We start from the raw sequence: 24,367 nt of genomic DNA on the forward strand, positions 1-24,367 counted from the left end.
CATGGCAGAAGAACAAACCGGTCAGGAACGCACGGAACAGCCGACGGAGCGCCGAAAAGAAGAGGCGCGACGCAAAGGCCAGGTTCCTCGATCCCGGGAGCTAAACACCATGCTCTCTTTGTTGATCACGGGCGTGGGCCTTTGGGTGCTCGGTGGTGGCTTGGTAGATAAACTCTTCGCCATCACTATCTCGGGCTTTAGTGTTGATCGAGCGCAAGCCTTTGACACAGAACAACTGCCGGTGCACTTCATGCACATGGCCATATCGGCGCTACTGGCGCTTGCTCCGCTTTTTGCCGTCACCGTTGTTGCTGCGCTCGCAGGCCCACTGATGATGGGGGGTTGGTCGTTCAGTCTTGAAGCGATGGCTTTTAAGTTAGAGAAACTCGACCCGGTAAAAGGCCTGGGCCGCGTATTCTCGCTAAAGGGACTGGCTGAGTTGGCTAAGGCCCTGCTGAAGTTTCTCCTGCTCATGGGCGTAGCCTATTTGATGATTAGGTCCTTCGAGCGCGAAATTCTCACGCTGAGTGCTTTGACGCCGGGGGAGGCCAGCGGCCGAGTAGTCAGCATGCTTGTCACGGCTCTGATTATTCTGAGTTCAGCGATGGTGCTCATTGTGATGTTCGATGTACCCTTTGAATTGTGGAACTATAACAAGCAGTTACGCATGACTCGCCAGGAAGTGCGCGACGAAATGAAAGAGACTGATGGTCGTCCCGAGGTCAAGCAGCGTATTCGAAACCTGCAACGGGAAATTTCCCAGCGGCGGATGATGCAGGACGTACCGACTGCCGACGTGGTGATCACCAACCCCACTCACTATTCCATCGCTCTGTCCTATTCCGATGGGACTGGTGCGCCCCGGGTTGTGGCTAAGGGTCGTGATTTGATCGCCCTGCAAATACGCACCATCGCCATTGAGCACGATGTTCCTCTCTATGAGGCGCCCCCGTTGGCGCGTGCACTCTATGCAAGCACAGAAGTCGGTGACGAAATACCCGGTGATTTGTATTTGGCGGTAGCTCGCGTTCTCGCCTATCTCTTTCAGCTGCGTCGATCGCGTCCCACAGATTACGTGCCGCGACCCGCAGAATTAGATGTACCTGATAATTATCAACACCTGATGGATGAGGAACCAAGTGATGGCGACGACTAACGCTTTGCCCGGTGCCACGACTGGCTCTATGGGCGTACTGTCGGGCATTGGTACGCCAATGGTAATGATGCTGTTGTTGGCAATGATTGTATTGCCACTGCCTCCGATCATGCTGGACATTTTGTTCACCTTTAACATTGCATTGGCGATTATCGTGCTGCTGGCCGCTGTTTATGCGGGGCGGCCGCTGGAATTTGCGGTGTTCCCTACGGTCCTTCTGATATCAACGCTGCTTAGACTTGGTCTTAACGTGGCCTCCACGCGGGTGGTGTTGCTGGAAGGTCATACCGGCACAGCTGCTGCGGGAAGCGTGATCGAATCCTTTGGTGAGTTCGTGGTAGGCGGCAGTTACGCGGTGGGTCTTGTGCTGTTTACCATCTTGGTCGTGATCAACTTTGTGGTGGTCACCAAGGGCGCGGGACGAATCTCAGAAGTTACTGCACGCTTTACTCTGGATGCAATGCCGGGCAAGCAAATGGCGATCGACGCAGATTTGAATGCCGGATTGATTACCCAGGATGATGCTCTGAGGCGACGCGAGGAAGTGGGCAACGAGGCCGACTTCTATGGCGCGATGGATGGTGCCAGCAAGTTTGTGCGCGGTGACGCGGTGGCCGGCATTCTGATCTTGTTTATCAACATTCTCGGTGGTTTTGCTATCGGGACCCTGCAGCATGATCTCAGTGCGAGTCAGGCGGCGGAAAACTACGTGCTGCTGACTATTGGTGATGGCCTGGTCGCGCAGATTCCTTCCATGCTTCTCTCCACTGCCGCGGCGATCATTGTTACCCGCATGTCCGGGACCGCTGATATGGGCGCTGAGGTGGTGTCGCAGCTGACGGACAAACCGCGGATTCTATTTGTCGCCGCGAGTATTATCGGCATCATTGGTCTTGTTCCCGGTATGCCTAACACCGTCTTTTTGGGGATTGCCGGAGTGCTCGGTGTACTCGGTTATCTCCGCGCCCAACCGTCACCGGAGGCCACGCTGGAACCTGAAGTCGTTGATACACCCAGGCCCGCTGAGTCCAAGGAGCTCAGTTGGGATGATGTTGCTCAAGTTGATGAAATAGGCCTGGAGGTGGGCTATCGACTGATTTCACTGGTAGATCGAAATCAAGGCGGCGATCTTTTGAGTCGCATCAAGGGCGTGCGCAAGAAGCTTTCCCAGGAACTTGGTTTTCTTGTGCACTCGGTGCACATCCGCGACAACCTGGATCTATCCCCCAATAACTACCGCATCAGTCTTCACGATGTAATCTCCGGCGAGGGCGAGGTGTTCCCGGGAAGAGAGCTGGCGATTAACCCCGGTCAGGTCTTTGGGGAGTTGGAGGGTGTGGCCACCAAGGATCCTACTTTCGGCCTGGATGCCGTGTGGATTGATGCCTCTCAGCGTGACGATGCGCAAACTATGGGCTACACAGTGGTCGACAGCAGTACGGTTATCGCCACGCACCTGAGCCAGATTTTGAAAAATCAGGCCCATGAACTCATCGGGCAGGATGGAGTGCAGCAATTACTGGATAAGCTCGGCAAAACGTCGCCAAAACTTGTGGAGAGCCTGGTGCCTGGCCTTATGAGTCTCGCGGAGCTCACCCGGGTCGTGCAAAACCTGTTGGAAGAGGGTATTCCGGTGCGTGACATGCGCACTATTACAGAGGCCCTCGCGGACAACGGGGGTAAAGGTCAGGATTCTGACGCTTTGACCGCCAAGGTTCGGGTCGCTCTGGGCCCTGCGATCTTCCAAACCGTCAATGGTACGACGCGCGAAATGCCCGTTATGGTGCTTGATTCACAACTGGAACAGATCTTGCTTTCTTCTGTACAGGGCTCTCCGGGTGGATTGGAGCCTTCGCTGATGGATACTGTGATTCAGCAGGTTATTCAGGGGTCGGGCAAGCTCGAAGCTGATGGCCACAATCCGGTGCTGCTGGTTGCCAGCAATATACGGTTGTTCTTATCGCGATTGTTGAAAGGGCGGATGAGTAATTTTTACATCCTCGCTTATGAGGAAATACCGCCCAGCAAATCAATAAGGGTTGTTGCGACTGTAGGCAGTAACCCTGGCGCTGATGCCAGCAAAGCAGCAGGTACAGGTTCCGGGACTGCCACGGCAGCGGCCTGAGAAGGAGGCACGAACTTATGAGAATTGAACGTTACACAGGACGAGACAGTCGCAGCGCTATGGCGCAGGTGCGTGCTGAGCTCGGATCAGATGCTCTGATACTCGCTAACAAGCGGGTCGGGGGGCAGATAGAAATAACGGCTGCAGTCGATGTTGAGCACGCGGTGGCATCTGCCATACCCGCCAGGTCTGGCAGTCCCGTGAGTGGGCGACGCGTGGTCAGCGCTGATACACCCACTAGTGAGATTCAGCTCAAGGCTCTGGAAAAAGAGCTTGACCGTCTTCGTGGTATCCTTGAAAAAGAGCTCGGTGGCCGCAATTGGCAGGAAGCAACAGTCGCGCGAGGTCCTTCGTCAGCACTACGTCAGCGACTTCTGCGCATGGGCTTATCGCGAGTGTTGGCCGGCGAGTTGCTGGATAGTCTCCCAAGCGTCGAAAGATTGAATGAGGGCTGGCAACTGACACAGCTATCTCTGGCTGAACGTTTACAGGCTAAAAGTATTGAGCAGATCCCGGGCAACATTACAGCGGTATATGGAGGCACCGGCGTAGGGAAAACCAGCACCGTAGCCCGTTTGGCCGGATCTCATATACAGCGTCTTGGACCTGAGATGGTGGGTTTGATTACCCTAGATAACTATCGCATTGGTGCGCAGGAGCAGTTGGCGAGTTTCGCAGATACTTTGGGCATCCCCTTGTTTACTGCGAATGATCGTCAAAGCCTGTCCTTGGCTGTGCGCAAAATGCAGGGTCGGCGCATCTATATTGATACGGCTGGCATGAGTCAGCATGACTCCCGTCTCAGGGGGCAGTACGCACTCATTCGCGAGCTGCGTAAGCCCGTGAGGCACTTGTTGGTGCTGGCTGCCTCCGCGCAGGCGTCGCAATGCCGGGCACTTGCAGCGAACTTTGCTCCTCGAGCGCTTAGCGGTGCTATTATTTCAAAAGTAGACGAAGCTCAAAGCCTTGGCGGCGTTTTGGATGTTGTGATTAGCGCGAATTTGCCCGTACTCGGATATAGCGACGGTCAGCGCATACCTGAAGATCTTTACGAGGCTGATGGCATAAAGCTCGTGCGTCGTGCGGTGCAACTCGCTGAAGTCGGTAGTGCTTCGGTAGTAAGCAGGCCACTGCGGTCCGCGGGCTAGCGAGCTTCCCGAACGTGCGCAGCGAGTATTTAGCAGTCGGCGCACAAAAAGCGAGGATCGCAAGTAAGCGATGACATGCGACAGGCATTGGGGCAGGAAGCAGTGATGAGCAGGAAGCAGTGATGACAGATACAGCCCCGGTAAATGTGATTGCTGTCACCAGCGGTAAAGGTGGCGTTGGTAAGACTAACGTGGCGGTGAATCTTGCTGTGAGCCTGGCTGAAAGCGGTCAGCAGGTGCTTCTCTTTGACGCCGACCTGGGGCTTGCTAACGTGGATATTGCGCTAGGACTCAAACCGCAGTTCGATATACAGCATGTCATTAGTGGTGAGCGCAGTCTCGAAGAAATTCTCATTCTAGGGCCTGCAGGTATTCGTGTGATACCAGCCTCGTCGGGTGTGGCTCGAATGGCCGCTTTGTCACAGACCGAGCAGGCAGGTCTGGTGCGGGCTTTTAGTGAACTTGCTATTCCCGTTGACACTTTGATCGTGGATACCGGAGCGGGAATCGATAACACCGTATTGACCTTTACCGCAGCCTGTCAGGAGCTGATTGTCGTTGTCTGCGATGAACCTACCTCTCTGACTGACGGTTATGCACTGGTCAAAGTGCTGAACCAACAGTGCAATATCAAGCGTTTTCAGGTGCTGGCCAATATGGTCGACAACGAGCTTCAGGGCCGTCAACTTTTCGAAAAACTCTGCAAAGTCACCGATCGTTTTCTGGATGTGCACTTGGGCTATCTTGGCGCCATTCCCAGAGATGAGTACCTCCGGCGGGCGGTACGGGCTCAGCGAGCGGTGGTTACCGAGTTTCCTCGCAGCGACTCAGCTAAAGCATTGCGTGCAATGAGCGAGCGGGTGCTGGCACTTCCAAAAATGCACTCAGAAGGAGGGCTGGGATTCTTTGTTGAGCGGCTCATCGAATACCGCAGCGGTAGCGTCTGAGCTGCAGATGAGCCCCGTGTCGGCCTACGCAGAACCGGTGGTGTCCAGTGCTGATGCACTGGTGCGCGAGTATCTGCCACTGGTTAAAAAAATCGGTTTGCGTCTTGCGGCCAAATTACCGGCCGAAATTGAACTCGACGATCTCATGCAGGTGGGACTCATTGGCTTACTGCGGGCCCGGGAGAGTTACGATGCCTCTCAGGGAGCCAGTTTCTCTACCTACGCGGGCATTCGCATTAAGGGCGCGATGCTCGACGAAATTCGTTCTCATGATTGGTTGCCGCGCTCCGTGCAATCACAGCTTCGGCAGGTATCTGAGGCCATAGATCGGGCCGATGCGCGCCTTGGGCGACCGGCTCAGGATGCTGAGATCGCTGCCGAACTCGACATGCCTCTGGACGCGTACCAGCAGCTTTCAGGGAAGCTTGCTTGCGCGAGAATGACCCATATAGAGGATAGCGTCGAAGCAGAGACTGCTGTATCGAATACCCATACGCCTCTTGAAGAAGTGGGCGAGGAAGGCTTTCGGGATGCATTGGCGGAATCTGTAACACAGCTTCCGGAAAAGGAGCGGTTGATGATGTCCTTGTATTACGCCGAGGGTCTCAACTTAAAGGAAATCGGTGCGGTACTGGGGGTCTCCGAATCTCGAGTATCTCAGTTGCACGGCCAAGCGCTGGCGCGGCTGCGCGTTACGCTTGCACACTGGCGCGGATAGGGGGCCAGAACGTGGCAAAGGAACCGGCAAAGTCGGCCAGGAATAAAGGCAATCCCGCGGGAGTCAGTTTTGACTTTTTGACCCTCATTGGGGTCACCATGGCTGTGGGTGCGATTCTTGGTGGCAACTGGCTCGAAGGCGGTCACATCACTGCGCTCCTGCAGCTCACGGCTTTTGTCATTGTTCTCGGCGGCACCCTCGGCGCTGTTCTGATTCAAACGCCGCTGCGCGATTTTCGTGAAGCGCTGCGTCGCTTCGCCTGGGTTTTTCTGCCGCCCAGCTACGATCGAGAGGCTGTTCTTGCTAAGACTATTGAGTGGAGCCGCACGGCGCGTCGCGATGGACTACTAGCACTGGAGCAGCTTGTGGATAAAGAGTCCGACCCCCTGACTCAAAAAGGCTTGCAGCTGCTTGTGGACGGTCTGGAGCCAGAAGCCATTCGCACCGTGATGGATGTGGAAATTGACAATGCTCTGGCCAAAGATGCTCGGGCAGCTAAAGTATACGATGCCATGGGAGGGTATTCCCCGACCATCGGTATCATCGGTGCGGTACTGGGTCTCATCGACGTTATGAATAATCTTTCAGACCCCACGCAGTTGGGGGCGGGTATCGCCGTTGCGTTTGTCGCTACGATCTATGGCGTGGGCTTCGCCAACTTGTTCTATCTGCCTATCGCCAATAAGCTTCGAGCGGTTTCCGGTGATCAGATGCAGTATCACGAGATGGTGGTTGATGGCATCGCGATGATCGCTGATGGGGATAACCCTCAGACGATACAGAGTAAGCTCGAAGGGTATCTCGATTAAGTATGGGCCGACGTAAGCCGCCAGAGAGTGTCGATAACCAGGATCGCTGGCTGGTTTCCTATGCGGACTTCATTACGCTCTTGTTTGCATTTTTTGTGGTGATGTACTCAACGTCGGCAGTGGATGTGGGCAATTTTCGGGTTCTGTCTGACTCCATAGTTCGTGCCTTTGGGCTTCCCGGAGTGTCCTATGACCCGAGTCGACCGGACGGTGATGGCGCGCAATCTTCGCGGTTGGGTATGCCTCAGCTAACTGCACAGAGTGAACAGGTACGAGTACCTTTACAGGCTGCCGCAAATATCGACTCTACGACTGCGGCACTGGGCGATGTTAAGGCAGAGGAAGAGATAGCTGGCGTTGAGATGGCCCTTCAGAGTGCCATAGGTGACCTGGTTGCTCCGGACCGCCTGGCCATCACCGGTAATGACAAATGGTTGGAGATCAAGATCCCGGCGCGTTTGTTATTCCCCTCGGGCTCTCGCTCACTATTGGCAAGCTCTATTCCGATGTTGCGGCGATTGGCAGAAACGCTCAGGGCGCTGCCCAATGAAGTCGTGGTGCAGGGGCACACCGATAATCAGCCGATTCGCAATGGCCAGTTTCCTTCGAACTGGGAGTTATCTACGGCGCGTGCGGCGGCGATCGCTCGGGTGTTTGAGGATGAGGGCGTTGATCCGGCCAAGCTAAGCGCCGTGGGCTTTGGTCCTAACAGGCCCATCGCTGATAACGAGAGCGATGAGGGTCGCACCGAGAACCGCCGAGTCGTTGTGCTGGTACGTAGCGCGCTATTGAGTCAGGTAGTGGGCGATGGCTGATCCCTCGGGACCTGGGCCTGTGACCGGGGTGTCCGGTACGCCGCCGCTGCGTAGGCTCCGGCGCAGCGGTGAGCGCAAGACGCGTAGAAAGCAGGAGCGAGAAGCGGAGCGTTCCGATCATGAAACTGCCAAGGATCCCCGGGGACGCAAGGGACGTTTTCTGGATGAGCGCTGTTAGCGCTTGTTATCAAGTGCCGGGCTGTCTGAGAGCAGGGCACCTTGTTTTTGCACAACATGCTGGATCAGTTGCTCCTGCGCCAGCAGATCATCATCAAAGTCCACACGAATCCAATACGGCATTGTGGCTGAGTCGAGTCGCTGCTCGCCGCTGATTACCGTTCCGGCAATAGACAGCGTTACCTGCGATGGCTTTAGAATAATGCTCAGTTGCAATCTGGTGCCCGGCGTCAATTGCTGTCGAGCCTCAAAGGCTATTCCGCAGCCGCTTAGATTGACCATGCTGCTGTCATAGGAATGTACGCTTGCTTCTTCGTATTCCAGTGCCTGGGTGGCGATGACCGAGACCTTGCGGTTGAGCAAGCCCAGGGCCTGAGCAACCATGGGGTTGTCGCGCCACACCGCGTTAATACTCTTGTTGAGTTCACGGTCCAGTTCAGCCAATAGCGTGCCGGTGCCGATTGCAAGTCCGCCTGTATCCTCCAGGGGTTGTTGTCCGGCCGGAGACTCTGGGGTGACTTCGTAACGCAGCAAGACCACGTCATTGATTCGGTAGTACTTTCGTCTTTCAACGCTATTAATGTGTGGCTCGCTCATAAATCTACTTTAGTCCCAGTATGTCCAGGGCGTCTGAGTTTATCTCACGAATACTGTCTAGTTCGGAGCTCTCAGCGCTCTCAATGCCCTGACGAATCACGATCTCGACGCGCCGGTTGGATGCTCTGCCCTCAATCGTATCGTTAAAAGTGAATGGGCGCGTGTCAGCAAAGCCAACGACCCTCATGCGCTCATCCTTAAGTAGGCCGTCTCGAAGCAACTCGTGGGTTACCGAGAGAGCCCGACTCGACGATAAGCCCCAGTTGGACTCATAGCGGCCCCCGCGTAAAGGTGTGCTATCGGTGTGCCCTTCAATAGAAATGGTGCCCGGAATCTCGGCAAGTGCATCGCGGATACGCTGCATGACCGGGACGAAATCGGTGTTCAGCGTCGCGGAACCGGAAGGAAATGACCCTTGCTCCCGGATGCGTACGGTGATGGTACGGCCATCTGATTCGACATCAACCTTGCCGGTTTGTGTCTCGTCTTCAAGCATATCTTTGAGTTTTTCGGCGTCGACCTGTGTTTCTGCAAGCAAAGCGGTGATCTTTTTCTGTAGCAGTTCCTCGGTTTCGGCGTCGTCCATTTCTCCGTCACCGACTCTCAATGAAGGGTCCGTGGTCTCGTCTGTAATTTGCTGGATTGTTTCGATAGGGGTATCGCTGGTCTGACCGGGGCTGAACTCCGTGGCCACGACACTGGTCCCCTTGGGGATGTCCTCGAGCTCAAATTCGCTCTGAACACCGAAGGCTACTTTCATGGAGCCGGCGATTTGTTTGAATTTTACTACATCCATTTCGGCGAAGGACAGCAGCAGTACAAAGAAGCACAGCATCAGCGACATTAGATCGGCAAATGTCGCCATCCATGCCGGTGATCCTGCGGGGCGGTCGTCAGACATGCTGGCTATACCTCGCTGCCGCGTTTTTCAGGCTCGAGGTAGGCTTTGAGCATTGATTCAATAATCCTAGGGTTTTGACCTTCCTGAATGGCTAAAACGCCATCGATGCACATGGACCGTACCCGTAACTCATCGGCTTTGCGCAGAGTAAGCTTGTCGGCAATGGGCATGGCAATCATGTTGGCCAGCATCGCACCATAGAGCGTGGTCAGCAGAGCAACAGCCATCGCCGGACCAATAGACTTGGGGTCCGACATGTTCGAGAGCATTTGTACCAGGCCGATCAGCGTCCCGATCATGCCCATAGCCGGTGCAACATCAGCGGTAGCGCTAAAAACTTTTGCTCCCCAGGTGTGCCGCTCAATGGTTTGCTGCATGTCTTTGCTCAGAACGGTGTTCACCACTTCGCGGCTGTTGCCATCGATGAGCATTTTGACCCCTTCATCGAGGAAGTGGTTGTCAACCTCCTGATTCTCCAGAGCGAGCATGCCTTCTTTGCGTGCAATGTTGGCGAGCTCAACGATCTTCACGATGAGAGCTTCTGGATCGACTGTCTTATTGACGAAGGCGGTGAGCGCGACTTTAAAGGCACCAAAGAACTGCCCCAAGGAGAATTTGATCATGACTACCATCACCGTGCCTCCCAGCACGATGAGAATCGATGGCACATTGATGAACACCACCGGTGAGCCGCCGGTCAGAATGGCTGCCAGGACGACTCCAATTGCCCCAACCATACCAAGTAGTGTCGCCAGATCCATTTCAGTCCTCAGTAAAGATCGTTGTAAATTTTGCCGCTAAAGTATACACAGGCTATGTAGAGATAGCGGCACTGTAACAACAATCTGAAGCGCGGTTTTGCGAAAGCGCTCCGGGCATTAAAGTTCGCACGTTCTTGGTACCGAGGTGGTCGTGGAAGAATTGCAACTGGCGTTAACGACGGCCCGTGTTGATCAGCGAAACTTCGGTTTGTGGATCAACAACTGGCAGATCGGTCAGACGCTCAATGCACTGGTGACGAATCAGTTGTCTACGGGGGAGTTGGTCCTGCGCGTCAGTGGTCAGCAGATCACCGCGACGGCTGATATTCCCATACAACAGGGCGCACGACTGAAACTGGAGGTGAGTCAGCTGCTACCGGTTCCGACCCTTCGTGTCTTGAATCCTGTGGTCAGTTCTGGTGCGGCAAATGTTGGAGGAACGCTGCAGTTGTTGCCGGGGAATTCCTCTGGTATTGCCAGTCCTCCGCTGGCAAATGTCGTTCAGGCACTGCAAACGAATCAGTTGGCCTCCGCGCTGCCGGCTATGGTCACGGAGTCTCTTGGGCAGTTGTTGAAGCAGGTCGGTCGTCCGGGCCTGGTGTCACAGCCCGAGGGCCTTGCAGCGGCCATGCGGGAGTCGGGTGTCTTTTTTGAGAGTGGCTTGCGTGCTTCGCTGGCGGGACAGCCTCCGGCCGTAGAGGGAGACTTCAAAGCCGGGCTGTTTCGGGTTCTTGCAAGGGTGGAGGCGGCGCTCGCGCGGATAGAGGCATTGGGTATGCCTGCAGCGGATGCCGAAGCGCTGCTCGATATGAAACGCGAACTCGAAGCCGGTTTGGGGCGGATTACCCTCCATCAGTTGAACTCCCAGCCCGACGAGATCCAAGCGTCCCGACACTGGCAACTAGAAATTCCGCTGCAGGTGGGAGGGTCTCTGCATAGCTTGCGCATGGAAATAGACAGGGAGGCTGGCGGTGGACCGAACTCTCAGAGCGATTCTGAGGAGGAATTGTGGCGAGTGAAGCTGCAGCTGGAGCCTAGAGCGCTAGGGGCGCTAGAAGTATCCATGCAGCTTCAAGGTGACCGGCTCTCACTGCGCATTGCAGCGGCTAACGACAGTGTCCGGCAACTTATCGACGCCGGAATGCCTGGTTTGGTGCTTGCCCTGGAGAATCGTGGGATCGCACTGACCACCAGTCCGAGCGCTGAGCTTGTTCCTAAAAAAGTCAGTACCGAAGGGCTGCGATCAAGCGCCGGATTGGATTTGCGAGCATGACAGATAAAGATAAGCGCTCTTTCGGGGCGTCGACTCATTCCGCGGCACTGTCTTACAGTGGAGAGGGTGCGCCGATACTAGTGGCAAAAGGAGAAAATGCTATCGCCGATCGTATTGTGGAGCTTGCTGCCGAAAACGGCGTGCCTATTGTGCAGGATGCGCAATTAACCGAGCTCCTGTGTCAGATACCTCTAGGCGATGAGGTTCCGCCCGCCTTGTATGTCGCTGTCGCAGAGGTTCTTGCCTACGTTTATCGCCTTAATGCACAGCTGGATCGTCGCGTCTAGGCCACTTTAGTACTGTCGCCTAGCGCGCATTGCTGTTGTATGCTTACTGGCGTTATTCTACGTTTGGCTACGGCAATGGACAAAGTAAAAGCGCTTGAACAACTGGTAACTCGCCTCTCGCATATGGCAGATGGCGTAGACGAGGAGGTCGATGCTCTTCTTGTGTCTATCCGCAAGGAGTTAAAAGATGGCGGTGACGCGAGCAAGATAGAAACCCTTTCCGGGCGCTTGGCTCGAACTATGATGGCCAGTGCGGGTGTTAATGCCGATAAAGGCAGGACGGTCGAAAGCGGGCACGACCTGTCAGGTTTGCGCAAGCTCATAAAGACCATGCCTGTGCGTTGTGACGAGCAGGAACGGATGGGTAGCTTGGTGCAGCAAGTGGCGTCGGGCACGACGGCCATGGCTCGACAGAAAGCACTCGTTGACTTACTCGGCACTGTTGCAGAAGCATTCCGTGAAGTCGCAACGCCAGACAAGTCAGCCAGTGGTGTGTTGGGTTGGCTGGGTAAGAAGTCAGGTCCCGGCGGCACGGATGATCGCTACGTCGCCTTGTTCGTCCAGTTATTGCAGCGGCTCTTGGAGCATATTGATGTTGTGAACGGCAACGCCCTTGGAAGTCATGCCATTAAAGAGTCTCTTGAGCAGGCGGTGCATCCCGAGCAGGCGCAAAAACTGCTGGCTGAGGTCACCGACGAAATAGAAACCATCGATGCCAGGATTCGCGCGGAGAGAAATCAAACCACAGACTTTCTCGGCGACCTTCGGGAGCGTCTCGATGGATTCGAGGAAGTAATTAATTTTCTCGGAGACGATTGCGACAGCTCTCTTAAGCGTTCGGAGCAGTTGCAAAGCAGTGTGGATGAAGACACCCGGGAAATGGGTGAAGCGGCCAAGTCCGATGACATCAATCAGGTTCGAAGTGTTATCTCCAGCGGTTTAACCAAGTTAACGAAGCGCCTGGCCGAGCATGTCCTGTCCGAACGCCAGCAACACGAGACTTCAAAGGCTCGGGTTACAGAGTTGAATGAACGTCTTTCGCACCTGGAAGACGAGGCTGACATTCTGCGAAGCGAAATTCGAAACAAGAATGATCTTGCACTGAAAGATGCGCTCACCGGGGTTTACAATCGCGCGGGCTACGATGAGCGCACGCATGAGTTATATGCGCGTTGGCAGCGCTCCGGCGCTCCGTTGTCAATCGTGTTTGTGGACTGCAATAAGTTCAAGAGAATCAATGATACTTACGGACATACTGCTGGTGATTTGGTGCTCGTAAAGATATCTGATGTTCTGCAGCTCAGGGCGCGGGCCAGCGATATCGTATGTCGATACGGTGGGGACGAGTTCGTGATCTTGCTGCCTGATACCCGTGTGCAGGGCGCTGAGGTATTTGCTCGAAGTGCCTGCGATGAAGTACGCAACGCCGGCTTCAACGACAATGGCAAGCCATTAGATGTATCAATTGCCTGTGGAGTTACCGAGCTGACCAAAGGTGACACATTGGAAAGCGCCGTCGGTCGCGCCGATGAAGCGATGTATCAGGCTAAAAAAATGGACGGCATGAAGGTCTGCGTAGTGACCTAAGAACCTTAGGGTTTCGCTGTACGCAGGACCATCGTCTTACTCTATAGCCTCCCTAGGCTCTCCCGCTTGATTCAGCGGATCGAGAATAGCGGGCCTCTTGGCTGCCCTTCTATTAAAGTTATCTAATATACAGCGTGGTCAATGCGCTGTTTGCCGCCTTCGGTCCGTAGGCGTTTGCTTACGGTTAGCCCCTTGGCTTATTGCCAAGGGGCTTTTTTATGTCTAACCAACAGGCGCGAATAAGCCGCGAGCTGGCTGTAGACCTGTTCGTCAGACCTTGTGCCAGCTTGCTGCCTTACATGCTCGGATCAAGCAGCCAGTGCCCGCAGCATCCATGCCGTCTTTTCATGCGCCCGCATACGGTCAGAGACCAGGGCCGCCGACGATTCGTCGTCTGCCCCCTGAGCTTTCACCAGAACTTCTCTGCAGGTTTTAACGATCTGCTCATGCCCTTGAGTGAGAATACGAATCATCTCCGAGGCGGATGGCACACCATCGACCTCGTCAATATTTGAGAGCTGTGCAAAGGCCTTATAGGTTCCGGGAGCGACTACATCCAGCGTTCGAATTCGTTCAGCAATCTCGTCAACGGCGAGTGCCAGCTCGTTGTAGTGCTCTTCAAACATCAGGTGTAACTCTCGAAACTGTGGGCCGGTTACATTCCAATGGAAATTGTGGGTTTGCAGGTACAGGGTGTACGAGTCCGCAAGTAAAATCTTCAGTCCGCCTGCAATACTCATTCGATCCGCTTCGTTGATACCAATGTCGATGCCGCTCATAGCTACTCCTTTACTCACTAATATTCTCTGGTTTCGTATGTATTATGCTCTTTGTTATGGTGGCGGCCTACCTAATTTCAAGTAATGGAATCCTATACTGTGACCACTCTAAAAGAACCGCTGACGCTGCCTTGTGGTGCTGTCGTTCCCAATCGTCTAGTCAAAGCGGCTATGACCGAGGGGCTTGCGAGTATCGGCGGTGTTCCCACGGGCTCGCTTGAGCGTCTCTATGGGATCTGGTCTCAGGGTGGATCGGGTGTATTGATCACCGGGAATGTTGTCGTAGATGCTCATCATCTGGAGCGTCCCGGCAATGTTGTGCTTGATCGAGTTCCGGATGCTGTGATGAAGGACGCTCTTGCAAGCTGGGCTTCGGCGGCGACAGCAGCGGGCAATCATGCCTGGGTTCAGATCAGTCACGCGGGTCGACAGACACTGAAGACCGTTAACCCTCACCCTAAAGCTCCCTCTGCGGTAAAGCTGGGACTGCCCGGAGGGCAGTTTGGTGAGCCTGTGGCCCTGACAGCTGATGAAATTACTGAATTGGTGCAGCGCTTTGCCATTGCGGCGAAAGCCATGAAAAATGCTGGTTTTACGGGTGTGCAGATTCACGGCGCCCACGGTTATTTGATCTCACAGTTCCTAAGTCCAAGAAGTAACCATCGTGATGATAGCTACGGCGGCGAGCTCGAGAATCGCGCACGTTTCCTCCTTGAAATTGTCGACGCAACTCGCGAAGCCGTGGGTCCAGAGTTCCCGGTATCGGTGAAGCTCAATAGTGCCGATTTTCAAAAGGGTGGTTTCGCCTTTGAGGACAGCCTCCGAGTCGCAAAGTGGCTTGAAGAGCATAGTGTTGATGTCATCGAGATTTCCGGCGGCACCTATGAGCAGCCGAAGTTGTTGGGCATGGAAGGTGTGGAGCCGGTGGAACAGCAACACGTGGCTGAGTCAACGCTGCGCCGGGAAGCGTACTTTGTTGACTTCGCTCTAGCTATGCAAAAACAGGTGTCTATTCCGCTGATGGTCACGGGTGGCTTTCGATCCCGCGCGGCTATGGAACAGGCGCTGGAGGAGGGCGGAGCATCGCTCATAGGTTTGGGTCGGCCGCTCTGTGTCCAGACTGATGGGCCCACAAGGTTACTGGCTGGCGCAGAATCTTTGCCTCGCTACGAGGATGATTTAGCGCTATTGCCATCCTGGCTTGGCTTCTTGAAAAGCATAAGCCTCATTCGCACCTTGAGTACCTTCGCAACGACCTACTGGTTTTATGCGCAGCTGGATTCTTTGGGGCAACGAGGTGAAGTCATACCTAAGCTATCTGTTTTCAAAGCAGCACTGCAGGTGAGCAAGCAACAGGCTTCGTTTATGAAAGCGAGGGAGCGCCAGGCTTGATCGTTGCGCCTGTTAACGTTTTTTCTGCGCAACCCATGAGACTTAGTGCTCTTGGGGGTATTCGCATGGCTGTAAACAGTGGGACGCTAGTCGACGAGCTCTAAATCCATCCAAACTAAGCGATGATCAGAGGATGAGTTACGCTTATTTACTAGGCGCCGCAAAGGGTCATCCGGTGCAGGCCAAAACACCCCTGCATCGATTACCCGCCATCCCGCCTTGCTGGGCACTACGTAATCGGCGCGCATGCCCCAGCTTGCTGTATGCGTGGGGCCAAAGGTACTGTCAGTTCGGTTTGCTCGTCCACCATCACTGGTGGGTAGGAGGCCCCGGCGAACCTTCTCGTGGCCTAGCAAGGCGGTTATTCCTTCGCGTCGCGCGTCGCCTTCTTCCGTGGAGGCATTGAGATCACCAACGACCACAAAGCGGTCGTCGGTCAGACCCCCGGATTGACCTTTATCATCGTAGATGTAAGCACCTTGCTTGCCGCCCTCAATGTAGTCTGCCCAAAAGCGAATTTCATCGTGATTGCGACGACCATTGCGATCTTCCGGCCCATCGAATACCGGAGGCGTGGGATGACTCGCTAACACATGTAAAGATCGGCCATTGATGCGTACGGGAATGTCCCAGTGCGACTTGGAGGACAGACGCAATTTCTCCTGCACGGCCTTGGGGTACCAAAGTTCGCCATCCGCACCACGCATGTCGGCCATGAGGTTTTCCGGCATGTCTTTCCATTTGAACAATTGGAAACTGCGAATGGCTTCGAAATCGATGGGGTAGCGACTCAGGATGAGCATGCCGTATTGACCGGGATAGAGGCCAAAGCCAAAGGCGTCGTTGCCAGTTCCTGACGCCTTACCATCTCGATCGAGATCCATGCCCGAATCAACACCTGCGTTGACGGGACCCTGATAGAAGTATGGGTAATCAATTGCTTCGGTTCCCGCTCGGGACTGTTGGAGATAGCGCTCGAGGAAGGGCTGCACGCCGCGGGCGGGGTCCGAGTGATAGTCAAACTCGTTGAGGAGCAGTATGTCCGGGCGCACGCGCTGGATAATCTCTGCAATATTGCTGATCTGCGGGTGGTCGCTATTACTCAGCGCCGCAGGTAGTTCATGGCCACTGGGCGTGACACCTTTGCCGACGTAATTACCCCCTTCCATGCTGACGTTAAAAGTGGCGACGCGGATCACGCGGCCCTCGCTGTGCGCACCTACGGGCACTAGCAGCGCAACAAGCAGTGAGACAACGCGGAGGCTGGGCATTTGAGCTCCATCATGGATTACTGAGTTATTCCCCTGAAAAGAGGGGCGTCACGTTAGCATGCCATTGGCAATTTCACCCATGGTTTTCGCAGCGTATCGAGTCGTGTTGACGTAGAATATGCCCTTCAATAGCGACATTGATTTAGTTGTTTGCCGGAGTAAAAGTTGAATGAGTATTGATGTTGATGCCGTAAGGAAGTTTCTGTCCCGGGATTTTATGGACTTTTGCATCAGACTGGGTTTGATCGTGGCGGTTGTCGTCGCCTGTGAGCGCATTTTCGCGCCCTTTATACCGATCATGCTCTGGGGCGTTATTTTGGCGGTCTCACTCTACCCGGTGTTTTTATCACTGTGTCAGCGCACAGGCTTTAGTGCCGGCCGCGCAGCGACTCTGATCGTCGTATTGGGGATATTGTTGTTAGGCGTCCCAAGCGTGATGTTGGGGAGTTCTTTTGCGACGCATGTTTTTGATGTTGTCGGTAACTTCGACGTTAATACGTTCACTGTTGAAGCCCCGGATGCTTCCGTAAAAGAGTGGCCGATTGTTGGCGAGAAAGCTTACGCCGCGTGGTCCGCCGCCTACACTGATTTGCCGGCGTTTATCGAGGGCCTTCAGCCCCAGCTGGGTAGCTTTAGTAAGAGTGCACTTAGAGCAGCTGCCAGCACAGCGGGAACTCTTTTGTTTTTCTTTGGTGCACTGATCATTGCAGGAATCATGATGGCCTACGGTGAGTCCGGGACCGCTGCCATGGGGCGTATTTTTTCTCGTATGGTTGGAGACCAAAAAGGTCCAGCGATGCATACGATTACCACGCTCACTGTCCGTTCAGTGGCCATGGGTGTCGTGGGTGTCGCATTTATTCAGGCGTTGCTACTAGGTGTCGGATTTATGCTGGCAGGTATTCCCGCTGCAGGGTTATTGGCATTGGTGGTACTGGTAATCGGGATTCTTCAGCTCCCGGCGTTATTGGTCTCTATTCCGGCGATTGCCTTTGTGTGGGGTATGGGTGATGGCGGTACTGTGGTGAATATCGCGCTCACTATTTACTTTGTAATTGCCGGGTTTGCCGACAACGTCCTCAAGCCGATGCTACTGGGTCGCGGTGTGAGTGTGCCAATGCCGGTTGTGCTCCTGGGCGCCTTGGGTGGAATGATGGGGGCTGGCATTGTGGGACTCTTCGTTGGAGCGGTCGTACTGAGCGTGGGTTATGAGCTGTTTATGGGTTGGGTGGATGATGAGTCTCTCGTGGCTGTGGCGTCCGAAGGAGAGGCGACAGGCACTTCCGATGGCGCAGCGGACTGATTGACTCTTTTTGATGATCTCTTCGATGCTGCGCAGTAGTCTTATTGCACTGATCGGTGTGGCGCTTATTGGATGCACGACACTGGGCCCTGACTACCAGGAGCCGACGCCCAGTTGGCTTGCCGAGTGGCAGCCGGATCTCTATGGGCACCTTGATAGCACAGTCGACAATACAAACCTGGAGTTGTCCGACTGGTGGCTGCGTTTTGACGATCCTGCTCTCAACGCACTGATCCAGCGGGTCGTTACGCGAAACCTCAGTTTACAGGTCGCGGGGCTGAGCGTTCTTGAGGCTCGAGCGCGGCTCGGTGGTGCGCAGGCGCTGCGCTTCCCTCAGTCTCAACAGTTAGGCGCGTCCGCAGCCTATATACGCCAGCGTCGCAGCGACGGCTTGCTGCCAGCCAGCGAAGACAATTTTGGTAGCTACGATGTGGGCCTCTCAGCGGGTTGGGAGATCGATTTTTGGGGGCGGTTTGCCCGGGGCGTAGAGTCTGCCGATGCTGCCTTTCTGGCGTCCATCGCGAATCAGCGAGATCTACAGGTGCTTCTGATCGCTCAGACCGCTGATGTTTATTACGCCTACCGGACGGTGCAGCTGCGAATTACCATCGCCGAGAAAAACGCGTCGATACAAAAGCGCAGCTTCGAAATCACGCAGCAACTGTTTGACAGCGGTCAGGAATCGGAACTCGATTTACAACAAGCTCGCACCCAGTATCTTGCGACTCTCGCTACGATCCCGGATTTGGAGCGCAGCCGTGTTCAGCTGCGCAATGCTCTTGCCGTACTACTTGCAAGACCTCCGGGTCCTATCCGCGAACTAGAGGGCGAGGTAAAGGCATTGCCAGGTATGGCGCCTGTCGCACTCAGTGGCATACCCGCGCAGTTGGTGCTTCGCAGGCCTGATGTGCGAGCCAGCGCCTGGCAAGCGGGAGCTCAGTCCGCGCAGATTGGTGTTGCCAAAGCGGACTTGTATCCCGCCCTATCACTGTTTGGAAGCTTTGGTTGGAATGGTGACAGTTTGGGCGTTACCAGAGATGGATTGACCTTTGCCGCGGGCCCTGCGATTAGCTGGAATATCTTTGATTATGGGCGGATCCGTTCAAATGTTCGGGTGCAGGACGCGCGACTACAGCAAGCTCTTACCGCCTTCGATGCGACTGTTTATCAGGCAGCTCGAGAAATTGATGACGCCGCAATTGCGGTGATCAAAACTGCCGAGGCTCGGGATGTGCTCAGTGAGTCGCGTTCCGCTGCTGAGCGGGCACTCGAACTTGCGAACCGACGGTATCGGGAAGGCTACGCGGATTTTCAGCGGGTACTTGATGCACAGCGATCGCTGTTTTCTCAAGCCGAAAAAGAGCTGATCAACGAAGGTGCGCATATCTCCGCGGTTATCACACTTTATAAAGCGCTGGGGGGCGGTTGGCAGTCCCAGTCCCTGGAAGACATGATTCCCCAAAGTGTGCGCGAGACTATGCGCAGCCGAGTTAACTGGGGTGAGCAATTGGAGGCTACGGTACCCGAGGTGCTGGACAACGCCCAATCAGGAGGAAGTTCGCAATGAGTGATACACAGGCAGAGGCGAACGCGGAAACAGAAACAGCCCCTGCGATCAAGCGTACTACCTGGATAGTGCTGGCAGTGATTGTGGGCAGCTTGGGCTGGTATCTGTTGTCTGATCGCTATGCACCGTACACGAGCCAGGCGCGAGTGCAGGGCTATGTGATTGGCGTTGCTCCAGAAGTTGCCGGCACCGTAAAAAAGGTTCTTGTCGGGAATAATCAGGAAGTAGAGGAGGGCGATGCACTCTTTGAGATTGATCCGTCGCAGTACCAAATAGCATTGTCCCGCGCTGAGTCCGACCTCGTGAATGCCCGCAGCCAGGTAGAAGCGGGCAACGCTACAGTGGCAAGTGCTCGCGCTAATCTAACTGCCGCGCAAGCCAATGAGCTCCGAGCGAGCCAGGATTACTCACGACTTAAGCGGCTTCGGGAAACGGACCCGGGAACTCTCTCTTTGCGTCGATTGGAGTCGTCCAAAGCCTCGTTAGATCAGGCCCGAGCCAAGGTCGTGGCGGCGGAGTCGGATATTCAGCGTGCCATCGAACAAAAAGGTGGGGATGACGTTGGCAGTAACGCGATTTTGCTGTCCGCGCAGTCCGCGGTGGAGAAAGCGCGATTGGATCTCGCAAATACTGTGGTCAAAGCGTCGTCACGAGGACTCATTACTGATTTGCGCGCGGATGTTGGTCAATATGCAGGAACCGGTAAGCCGGTCATGACGTTGATTGCGATTCATGATCTTTGGGTCAATGCTGCCTTTACCGAAAACAATCTTGGGCACATGCATTCCGGTAGCAGCGCAGAGATCGTGTTTGATGCTTTGCCGGGTACGGTTTTTGCTGGCAATGTTCGCAACGTCGGACTTGGCGTCAGTGCTGGGCAGGCTCCAGCGCCTGGCACCCTGCCTACAGTGAGCAACAGTCGCGACTGGCTTCGTCAGGCGCAGCGCTTTCCCGTGGAGGTAGGTTTCAAAATGACGGATAGTGCAATGCTCAGCCAGTTGCGAATCGGTGGTCAGGCCTCGGTGATTGTTTATAGTGATGATGCGACGGTACTGCGCCTGCTGGGTCGGCTGTACATCCGACTCATGAGTTGGTTCTCCTACGCCTATTAACCGCGACGTCCAGTTAAACGTGATCCCGTCATTGCTAAGAGCCTATCCAAAGTGAGCGTTGCCGAAAATCGCGCATTGCGATTTGCTTTTGCCACGGCTCTCGCTCTGGCGATGGCCTACGCTTTAGACTTTCCGCTGCCATTTCTGGCGCCTTTGTTCGTTGTGTTCTTGAGTGCCATGCCGGGCCCCCCTATGGGGCCAAAAGGCTTGTTTGGCTTGCTCATGGTCATAATTGCGTCACTCACGGTGGGGGTTCTGCTCATACCGTTGATTCGCTATTACCCCTTCAGTGCAGTCCTGATAGTTGCTGTGGGCCTGTATTTTTCGATGTATTTGACGCTGATACATGGAAAACGGCTTCTGGGTACTTTTTTGACGATCGGCTTTACGCTGATTTCTGTTGCGGGGAGCGTCGACTTTCTTCTAGCGACCACGGTCATCAAATCGCTTGTCTTGGGAATTTCTGCCGCCGTGCTCTGTCAATGGTTGGTGTATCCCTTTTTTCCCGAAAAGGCAACGGCGGTGCCTCCGTCAGAGGCTCCCAGTGGTGAGGCGCTTTCGAATTGGTTTGCCGTTCGAGCAACGCTCATTGTGATGCCAGCGTATTTGCTCGCGCTAACGAATCCCTCGCAGTACCTCATGACGATTATGAAGTCCGTGTCTCTTGGACAACAAACGTCGGCTATGGACGCGCGACATGCCGGGAGAGAGCTCATTGGATCGACCTTTGTGGGCGGGATCATGGCAATCCTGTTTTGGGTGCTACTGACTATCGCGCCCAATTTATGGATGTTTTCTTTGTGGATGTTCGTATTTGCGTTTTACACCGCTGCAAAGTTGTACGGCTTTTTGAAAACCCGGGTGGCCCCTTCATTCTGGATTAACGCGCTGGTCACTATGCTCATTCTCTTAGGGCCGGCGGTCGAAGACAGCGCAAATGGTAAAGATGCTTTGACCGCGTTTGTTCAGCGTTTTGCGACATTTATCGCCGTGACGCTCTACGCCTGGGGCGCATTGGCGTTTCTGGAGAGCTGGCGCAAACGCCGTCTTGCGAAGGCTGAGGCAGTAATAGCTGCAGGGCCCTAACGATAGTTTGGCGGCTTAGCGCGGTACATCTCGGTACAGCGCCAGCCTGGAAACAGCTACCCGGGCGGGTCCGGGGTCGCCAATTGAAATCAAGCCAATACGCCGGAGCCGACAACGGTCCAGCGGCTTTTCAATTCGGTGCGCGATAAAGTCTGAAAACGGCAGGTAGTGAGTTTTCCACTCCTCGGTGCTATCCATACGACTGCGGTAGCTCTGCCAGGGCCGCTGCGTGTCCGCGGTTCGCAGGTTGATCGCGTAGCTCCCACCATCGCCACACAGACAGACGGCAATGCCTCTTGCAGCACTAGCGTCGACAGTCTCCCCCAAGGCACCGAGGTCCAGAGCGACCTGAATAAAGCCTCCGTTGTTCTCGAGGCTCACAGTGCCCCCCAGTTGCAGTGCCGGGCGACTGGCCAGAACGCCGTGCCGGGCTGCGCCCTGAGAAACGCCACCCATCACCGTATCGCTGATGTACTGCCATTGAAAACCATTACTGGCGCGCTGTGGCTCACTGAAATCATCGAAGAGAAAGGTCTCTTCTACCGCTAAATTCATGCCCCGTTGACCCTTATCTATTGTCTCCCGTCTGTGCTGTGTATACGCTCGGTCCATCGCCGTGGCTCAGCGTGATTTCCTTTGAGCTAGTGACAACTCAGTTGCTGTCTAAAAATAATGAGAAACCTACACAAAGGACTTGCCCCATGAATCAAGCTCTCTCGACATCTACCAAGTTGGCGCTCGGTGTAACGGTGCTCTTTGGACTGCTGTACTTAAGCTTTGGATTAGCGTGGCTTGCGGCGCCTTCGACCATCGCAGCTGCTTTGGGTGCGTCTCTTTTACAGGGAACAGGTCTGACGACCCAGTTGGGCGATAGCGCTGCGTTTTTTCTCTGTGCAGGTGGGTTCATGCTCTACGGCGTTTTTCGACGTCAGCCTGACTATCTCATGGCTGGAGCGCTGATGATCGGTGTGGTGGCGCCGGCCCGTCTCGTAGCATGGCAGTTCCATGGCGCGGCCTTAACTGTCGAGCCTATGGTTGTAGAGATCCTTACCTTTCTGGCGGTGTTCTGGGCATCTCGTGCTCTGCGATCCGACTAATCTCCAACCAGGATTTGAGCTCCGTTGTCGCTCGGCGATTAGTTAAGTCGTGAATTATCTGGCGCATGCGCTACTTGCTGAGCCGTATGCACACAGTTTGATCGGGAACATCGCGGGTGATCTCGTAAAGGGCCCGTTGAGCAGACACGCTTTGCATCCCCGGGTTGCCGATGGCGTGCGCCGGCATCGTCGCGTTGATACACTTACCGACCGGCACAGCGCGTATCTTGCGCTTAAAACTCTATTTCCCAGTGGGTATAGGCGTTACGCCGGTCTGGTGTTAGACGTGCTTTTCGATCATTACCTGGTGCAACACTGGCATCGCTACAGCAATTGGAGTCGTGATGCCTTTTTGGACGACACCTATGCTGTGCTGCGCAACAATCCGCAACTTCTGCCCGAGGGTCTTGCAGTTGTCGCTTCGCGTTGGGTGGATGCTGATTGGCTGCGAGTGTACGAGACTCGGGAGGGTGTTGCCGCGGTACTCGAGCGCCTTTCCCAGAGGCTGTCGCGACCGGTAGATCTTGTTGCTCTACTGCAGGTAGCCGATGAGCATGCTGATGAATTTGAAGCGGGTTTTCTTGAGGTATTCACCGATGTGCAACTCACTATCAGTTATTAATAAGGATTGATCCATGACACTCACAGCTGAGCTCAGCCTGTATCCCCTTGATGAAGACTATATTCCGGTCATCCAATCGCTCATTGACAGCCTTAACGAGCGCGAGGGATTGCAGGTTGTCACCAATGCAATGAGTACGCAGATACAGGGAGAGCATCATGCAGTGATGAGCGCTGTAAGCGATACCTTGCTGGCCAGCTCCCAACGCTATGGTTCGCGGCAGGTCCTGGTCTGCAAGTTCATACCCATGGCTTTGGATATTCACTAGGGACCGGTCTTTTCGGTCGCGTACTGAACCAGGTCAATAATCCACTCTCGCGTTACGCTCAGGAGTCGGTCATGACTGGTGACCTTGGTTTCGAGAGCTTCATCGGGGGTAGCACATTATAAATGTGGTCAGCGCCGGCCAGCAGCACCAGTTGGCTCATGGGATGCGTTGACTGGCTGAGCAGATCCACGCTTTGTTGGTAGGGCGCAGTGGTGTCAGCGGCGCCGGCGAAATCAATGCGCAGCGATGCTATGCCAGCATCCATCAGCGGTTTTGCGAGTCGCATATATAGGTCGTCGACTTCGTTTTTCTGGGATGCAGTGCCGTGCAATAGAAGTACCGCGGGAGCCGGGCCTGCGGTGACCGACGGGAGAGAGAGCATCCCCGGTATGGAATAAACCCCATTTGATATTGAAATGCTTTGTTCTTCGCTGACGGCAGGGAATGCAGCAACTGCTGCAAGCGTGAGTAGCAGTCCGCTTACCCATGAATAGCGCATGCTTAGTCTCCAAAAACGCATAGCTACACTATAGCCGCTGACGCTTGGTTGCCAAATTCATCGCGTACAA

At 54.8% G+C, this 24,367-nt stretch carries 26 protein-coding genes; 19 read left to right on the forward strand and 7 right to left on the reverse strand.

All coding sequences use genetic code 11. The annotated features are described in order from the left end of the window. Nucleotide 1 precedes the first annotated feature (1 nt). The 8 genes from flhB (at nucleotide 2) to ACI9KD_RS05635 (ending at nucleotide 7,896) form a co-directional block, all read left to right on the forward strand. Nucleotides 2–1,156, forward strand: coding sequence for a flagellar biosynthesis protein FlhB (flhB, locus tag ACI9KD_RS05600; protein ID WP_414980173.1), 1,155 nt, complete (start codon nucleotides 2–4; stop codon nucleotides 1,154–1,156). Next, nucleotides 1,143–3,281, forward strand: a complete 2,139-nt coding sequence (gene flhA / locus ACI9KD_RS05605; RefSeq protein ID WP_414980174.1) for a flagellar biosynthesis protein FlhA — start codon at nucleotides 1,143–1,145, stop codon at nucleotides 3,279–3,281. The genes flhB and flhA overlap by 14 nt, the downstream gene beginning before the upstream one ends. Before the next feature lie 17 nt (nucleotides 3,282–3,298). After that, nucleotides 3,299–4,429: a flagellar biosynthesis protein FlhF gene (gene flhF / locus ACI9KD_RS05610; protein ID WP_414980175.1), complete on the forward strand. Its 1,131-nt coding sequence runs from the start codon at nucleotides 3,299–3,301 to the stop codon at nucleotides 4,427–4,429. A gap of 122 nt (nucleotides 4,430–4,551) precedes the next feature. Beyond that, nucleotides 4,552–5,376, forward strand: a complete 825-nt coding sequence (locus ACI9KD_RS05615; protein WP_414980176.1) for a MinD/ParA family protein — start codon at nucleotides 4,552–4,554, stop codon at nucleotides 5,374–5,376. Then, nucleotides 5,339–6,094 (forward strand): RNA polymerase sigma factor FliA, encoded by a 756-nt coding sequence (locus tag ACI9KD_RS05620; protein ID WP_414980177.1) that lies wholly within the window; start codon nucleotides 5,339–5,341, stop codon nucleotides 6,092–6,094. The genes ACI9KD_RS05615 and ACI9KD_RS05620 overlap by 38 nt, the downstream gene beginning before the upstream one ends. Nucleotides 6,095–6,105: 11 nt before the next feature. Next, nucleotides 6,106–6,903: a flagellar motor protein gene (locus ACI9KD_RS05625; RefSeq protein WP_414980178.1), complete on the forward strand. Its 798-nt coding sequence runs from the start codon at nucleotides 6,106–6,108 to the stop codon at nucleotides 6,901–6,903. Between the two features lie 2 nt (nucleotides 6,904–6,905). Beyond that, on the forward strand, nucleotides 6,906–7,718 hold the full coding sequence (locus tag ACI9KD_RS05630) for an OmpA family protein (protein ID WP_414980179.1): 813 nt from the start codon (nucleotides 6,906–6,908) through the stop codon (nucleotides 7,716–7,718). Next, nucleotides 7,711–7,896 (forward strand): hypothetical protein, encoded by a 186-nt coding sequence (locus ACI9KD_RS05635; protein ID WP_414980180.1) that lies wholly within the window; start codon nucleotides 7,711–7,713, stop codon nucleotides 7,894–7,896. The genes ACI9KD_RS05630 and ACI9KD_RS05635 overlap by 8 nt, the downstream gene beginning before the upstream one ends. Here the strand turns inward: ACI9KD_RS05635 and ACI9KD_RS05640 are convergent. The 3 genes from ACI9KD_RS05640 to pomA are packed head-to-tail and all read right to left on the reverse strand — an operon-like array spanning nucleotide 7,893 to nucleotide 10,154. Then, entirely contained in the window at nucleotides 7,893–8,492 is a 600-nt protein-coding gene (locus ACI9KD_RS05640; RefSeq protein ID WP_414980181.1) for a PilZ domain-containing protein, read from the reverse strand. The genes ACI9KD_RS05635 and ACI9KD_RS05640 overlap by 4 nt on opposite strands. 4 nt (nucleotides 8,493–8,496) lie before the next feature. Next, nucleotides 8,497–9,393 carry a flagellar motor protein MotB gene (locus tag ACI9KD_RS05645; protein ID WP_414980182.1) on the reverse strand — a complete coding sequence of 299 codons (897 nt, stop codon included), beginning with the start codon at nucleotides 9,391–9,393 and terminating at the stop codon, nucleotides 8,497–8,499. Nucleotides 9,394–9,398: 5 nt separating this feature from the next. Next, nucleotides 9,399–10,154 carry a flagellar motor protein PomA gene (pomA, locus tag ACI9KD_RS05650; protein ID WP_414980183.1) on the reverse strand — a complete coding sequence of 252 codons (756 nt, stop codon included), beginning with the start codon at nucleotides 10,152–10,154 and terminating at the stop codon, nucleotides 9,399–9,401. Between the two features lie 151 nt (nucleotides 10,155–10,305). Here pomA and ACI9KD_RS05655 point away from each other — a divergent pair, with 151 nt between their 5' ends. From ACI9KD_RS05655 to ACI9KD_RS05665, 3 genes are all read left to right on the forward strand, one after another. Further along, the gene (locus tag ACI9KD_RS05655) at nucleotides 10,306–11,427 is read left to right on the forward strand and encodes a flagellar hook-length control protein FliK (RefSeq protein ID WP_414980184.1); all 1,122 of its coding nucleotides are present in this window, start codon (nucleotides 10,306–10,308) and stop codon (nucleotides 11,425–11,427) included. Further along, nucleotides 11,424–11,714 carry an EscU/YscU/HrcU family type III secretion system export apparatus switch protein gene (locus ACI9KD_RS05660; RefSeq protein WP_414980185.1) on the forward strand — a complete coding sequence of 97 codons (291 nt, stop codon included), beginning with the start codon at nucleotides 11,424–11,426 and terminating at the stop codon, nucleotides 11,712–11,714. The genes ACI9KD_RS05655 and ACI9KD_RS05660 overlap by 4 nt, the downstream gene beginning before the upstream one ends. A 75-nt stretch (nucleotides 11,715–11,789) precedes the next feature. Then, the gene (locus ACI9KD_RS05665) at nucleotides 11,790–13,301 is read left to right on the forward strand and encodes a diguanylate cyclase (RefSeq protein ID WP_414980186.1); all 1,512 of its coding nucleotides are present in this window, start codon (nucleotides 11,790–11,792) and stop codon (nucleotides 13,299–13,301) included. A 308-nt stretch (nucleotides 13,302–13,609) separates the two neighbouring features. Here the strand turns inward: ACI9KD_RS05665 and ACI9KD_RS05670 are convergent, their stop codons facing one another. After that, complete coding sequence (locus ACI9KD_RS05670) at nucleotides 13,610–14,080, reverse strand: Dps family protein (RefSeq protein ID WP_414980187.1); 471 nt, start codon at nucleotides 14,078–14,080, stop codon at nucleotides 13,610–13,612. Nucleotides 14,081–14,179: 99 nt separating this feature from the next. Between ACI9KD_RS05670 and ACI9KD_RS05675 the strand changes: the two genes are divergently transcribed. Then, a complete protein-coding gene (locus tag ACI9KD_RS05675) occupies nucleotides 14,180–15,472 on the forward strand; it encodes an NADH:flavin oxidoreductase/NADH oxidase family protein (RefSeq protein ID WP_414980188.1) in 1,293 nt (430 codons plus the stop codon). Between the two features lie 86 nt (nucleotides 15,473–15,558). On the opposite strand, the gene ACI9KD_RS05680 is transcribed toward ACI9KD_RS05675, so the two are convergent. Further along, the gene (locus ACI9KD_RS05680; RefSeq protein WP_414980189.1) at nucleotides 15,559–16,743 is read right to left on the reverse strand and encodes an endonuclease/exonuclease/phosphatase family protein; all 1,185 of its coding nucleotides are present in this window, start codon (nucleotides 16,741–16,743) and stop codon (nucleotides 15,559–15,561) included. A 169-nt stretch (nucleotides 16,744–16,912) separates the two neighbouring features. Between ACI9KD_RS05680 and ACI9KD_RS05685 the strand changes: the two genes are divergently transcribed. The 4 genes from ACI9KD_RS05685 to ACI9KD_RS05700 are packed head-to-tail and all read left to right on the forward strand — an operon-like array spanning nucleotide 16,913 to nucleotide 21,811. Continuing rightward, nucleotides 16,913–18,046, forward strand: coding sequence for an AI-2E family transporter (locus ACI9KD_RS05685; protein WP_414980190.1), 1,134 nt, complete (start codon nucleotides 16,913–16,915; stop codon nucleotides 18,044–18,046). A 25-nt stretch (nucleotides 18,047–18,071) separates the two neighbouring features. Beyond that, entirely contained in the window at nucleotides 18,072–19,613 is a 1,542-nt protein-coding gene (locus tag ACI9KD_RS05690; protein ID WP_414980191.1) for an efflux transporter outer membrane subunit, read from the forward strand. Next, nucleotides 19,610–20,725, forward strand: a complete 1,116-nt coding sequence (locus ACI9KD_RS05695; protein WP_414980192.1) for an HlyD family secretion protein — start codon at nucleotides 19,610–19,612, stop codon at nucleotides 20,723–20,725. The genes ACI9KD_RS05690 and ACI9KD_RS05695 overlap by 4 nt, the downstream gene beginning before the upstream one ends. A 51-nt stretch (nucleotides 20,726–20,776) precedes the next feature. Further along, on the forward strand, nucleotides 20,777–21,811 hold the full coding sequence (locus tag ACI9KD_RS05700; protein ID WP_414980193.1) for a DUF2955 domain-containing protein: 1,035 nt from the start codon (nucleotides 20,777–20,779) through the stop codon (nucleotides 21,809–21,811). A 15-nt stretch (nucleotides 21,812–21,826) separates the two neighbouring features. On the opposite strand, the gene ACI9KD_RS05705 is transcribed toward ACI9KD_RS05700, so the two are convergent. Further along, nucleotides 21,827–22,366, reverse strand: coding sequence for a CIA30 family protein (locus ACI9KD_RS05705; protein WP_414980194.1), 540 nt, complete (start codon nucleotides 22,364–22,366; stop codon nucleotides 21,827–21,829). Between the two features lie 146 nt (nucleotides 22,367–22,512). Between ACI9KD_RS05705 and ACI9KD_RS05710 the strand changes: the two genes are divergently transcribed. The 3 genes from ACI9KD_RS05710 to ACI9KD_RS05720 are packed head-to-tail and all read left to right on the forward strand — an operon-like array spanning nucleotide 22,513 to nucleotide 23,798. Next, nucleotides 22,513–22,908, forward strand: a complete 396-nt coding sequence (locus ACI9KD_RS05710; protein WP_414980195.1) for a hypothetical protein — start codon at nucleotides 22,513–22,515, stop codon at nucleotides 22,906–22,908. Between the two features lie 49 nt (nucleotides 22,909–22,957). Next, nucleotides 22,958–23,530, forward strand: coding sequence for an ACP phosphodiesterase (locus ACI9KD_RS05715; RefSeq protein WP_414980196.1), 573 nt, complete (start codon nucleotides 22,958–22,960; stop codon nucleotides 23,528–23,530). A gap of 13 nt (nucleotides 23,531–23,543) precedes the next feature. Then, nucleotides 23,544–23,798: a YkoF family thiamine/hydroxymethylpyrimidine-binding protein gene (locus tag ACI9KD_RS05720; RefSeq protein ID WP_414980197.1), complete on the forward strand. Its 255-nt coding sequence runs from the start codon at nucleotides 23,544–23,546 to the stop codon at nucleotides 23,796–23,798. A 58-nt stretch (nucleotides 23,799–23,856) separates the two neighbouring features. On the opposite strand, the gene ACI9KD_RS05725 is transcribed toward ACI9KD_RS05720, so the two are convergent. After that, on the reverse strand, nucleotides 23,857–24,297 hold the full coding sequence (locus ACI9KD_RS05725) for an alpha/beta hydrolase family protein (protein WP_414980198.1): 441 nt from the start codon (nucleotides 24,295–24,297) through the stop codon (nucleotides 23,857–23,859). Nucleotides 24,298–24,367: the final 70 nt, after the last annotated feature.

It is taken from the genome of Congregibacter sp. (genome assembly GCF_047617445.1).
In the GTDB taxonomy this organism is placed as follows: domain Bacteria; phylum Pseudomonadota; class Gammaproteobacteria; order Pseudomonadales; family Halieaceae; genus Congregibacter.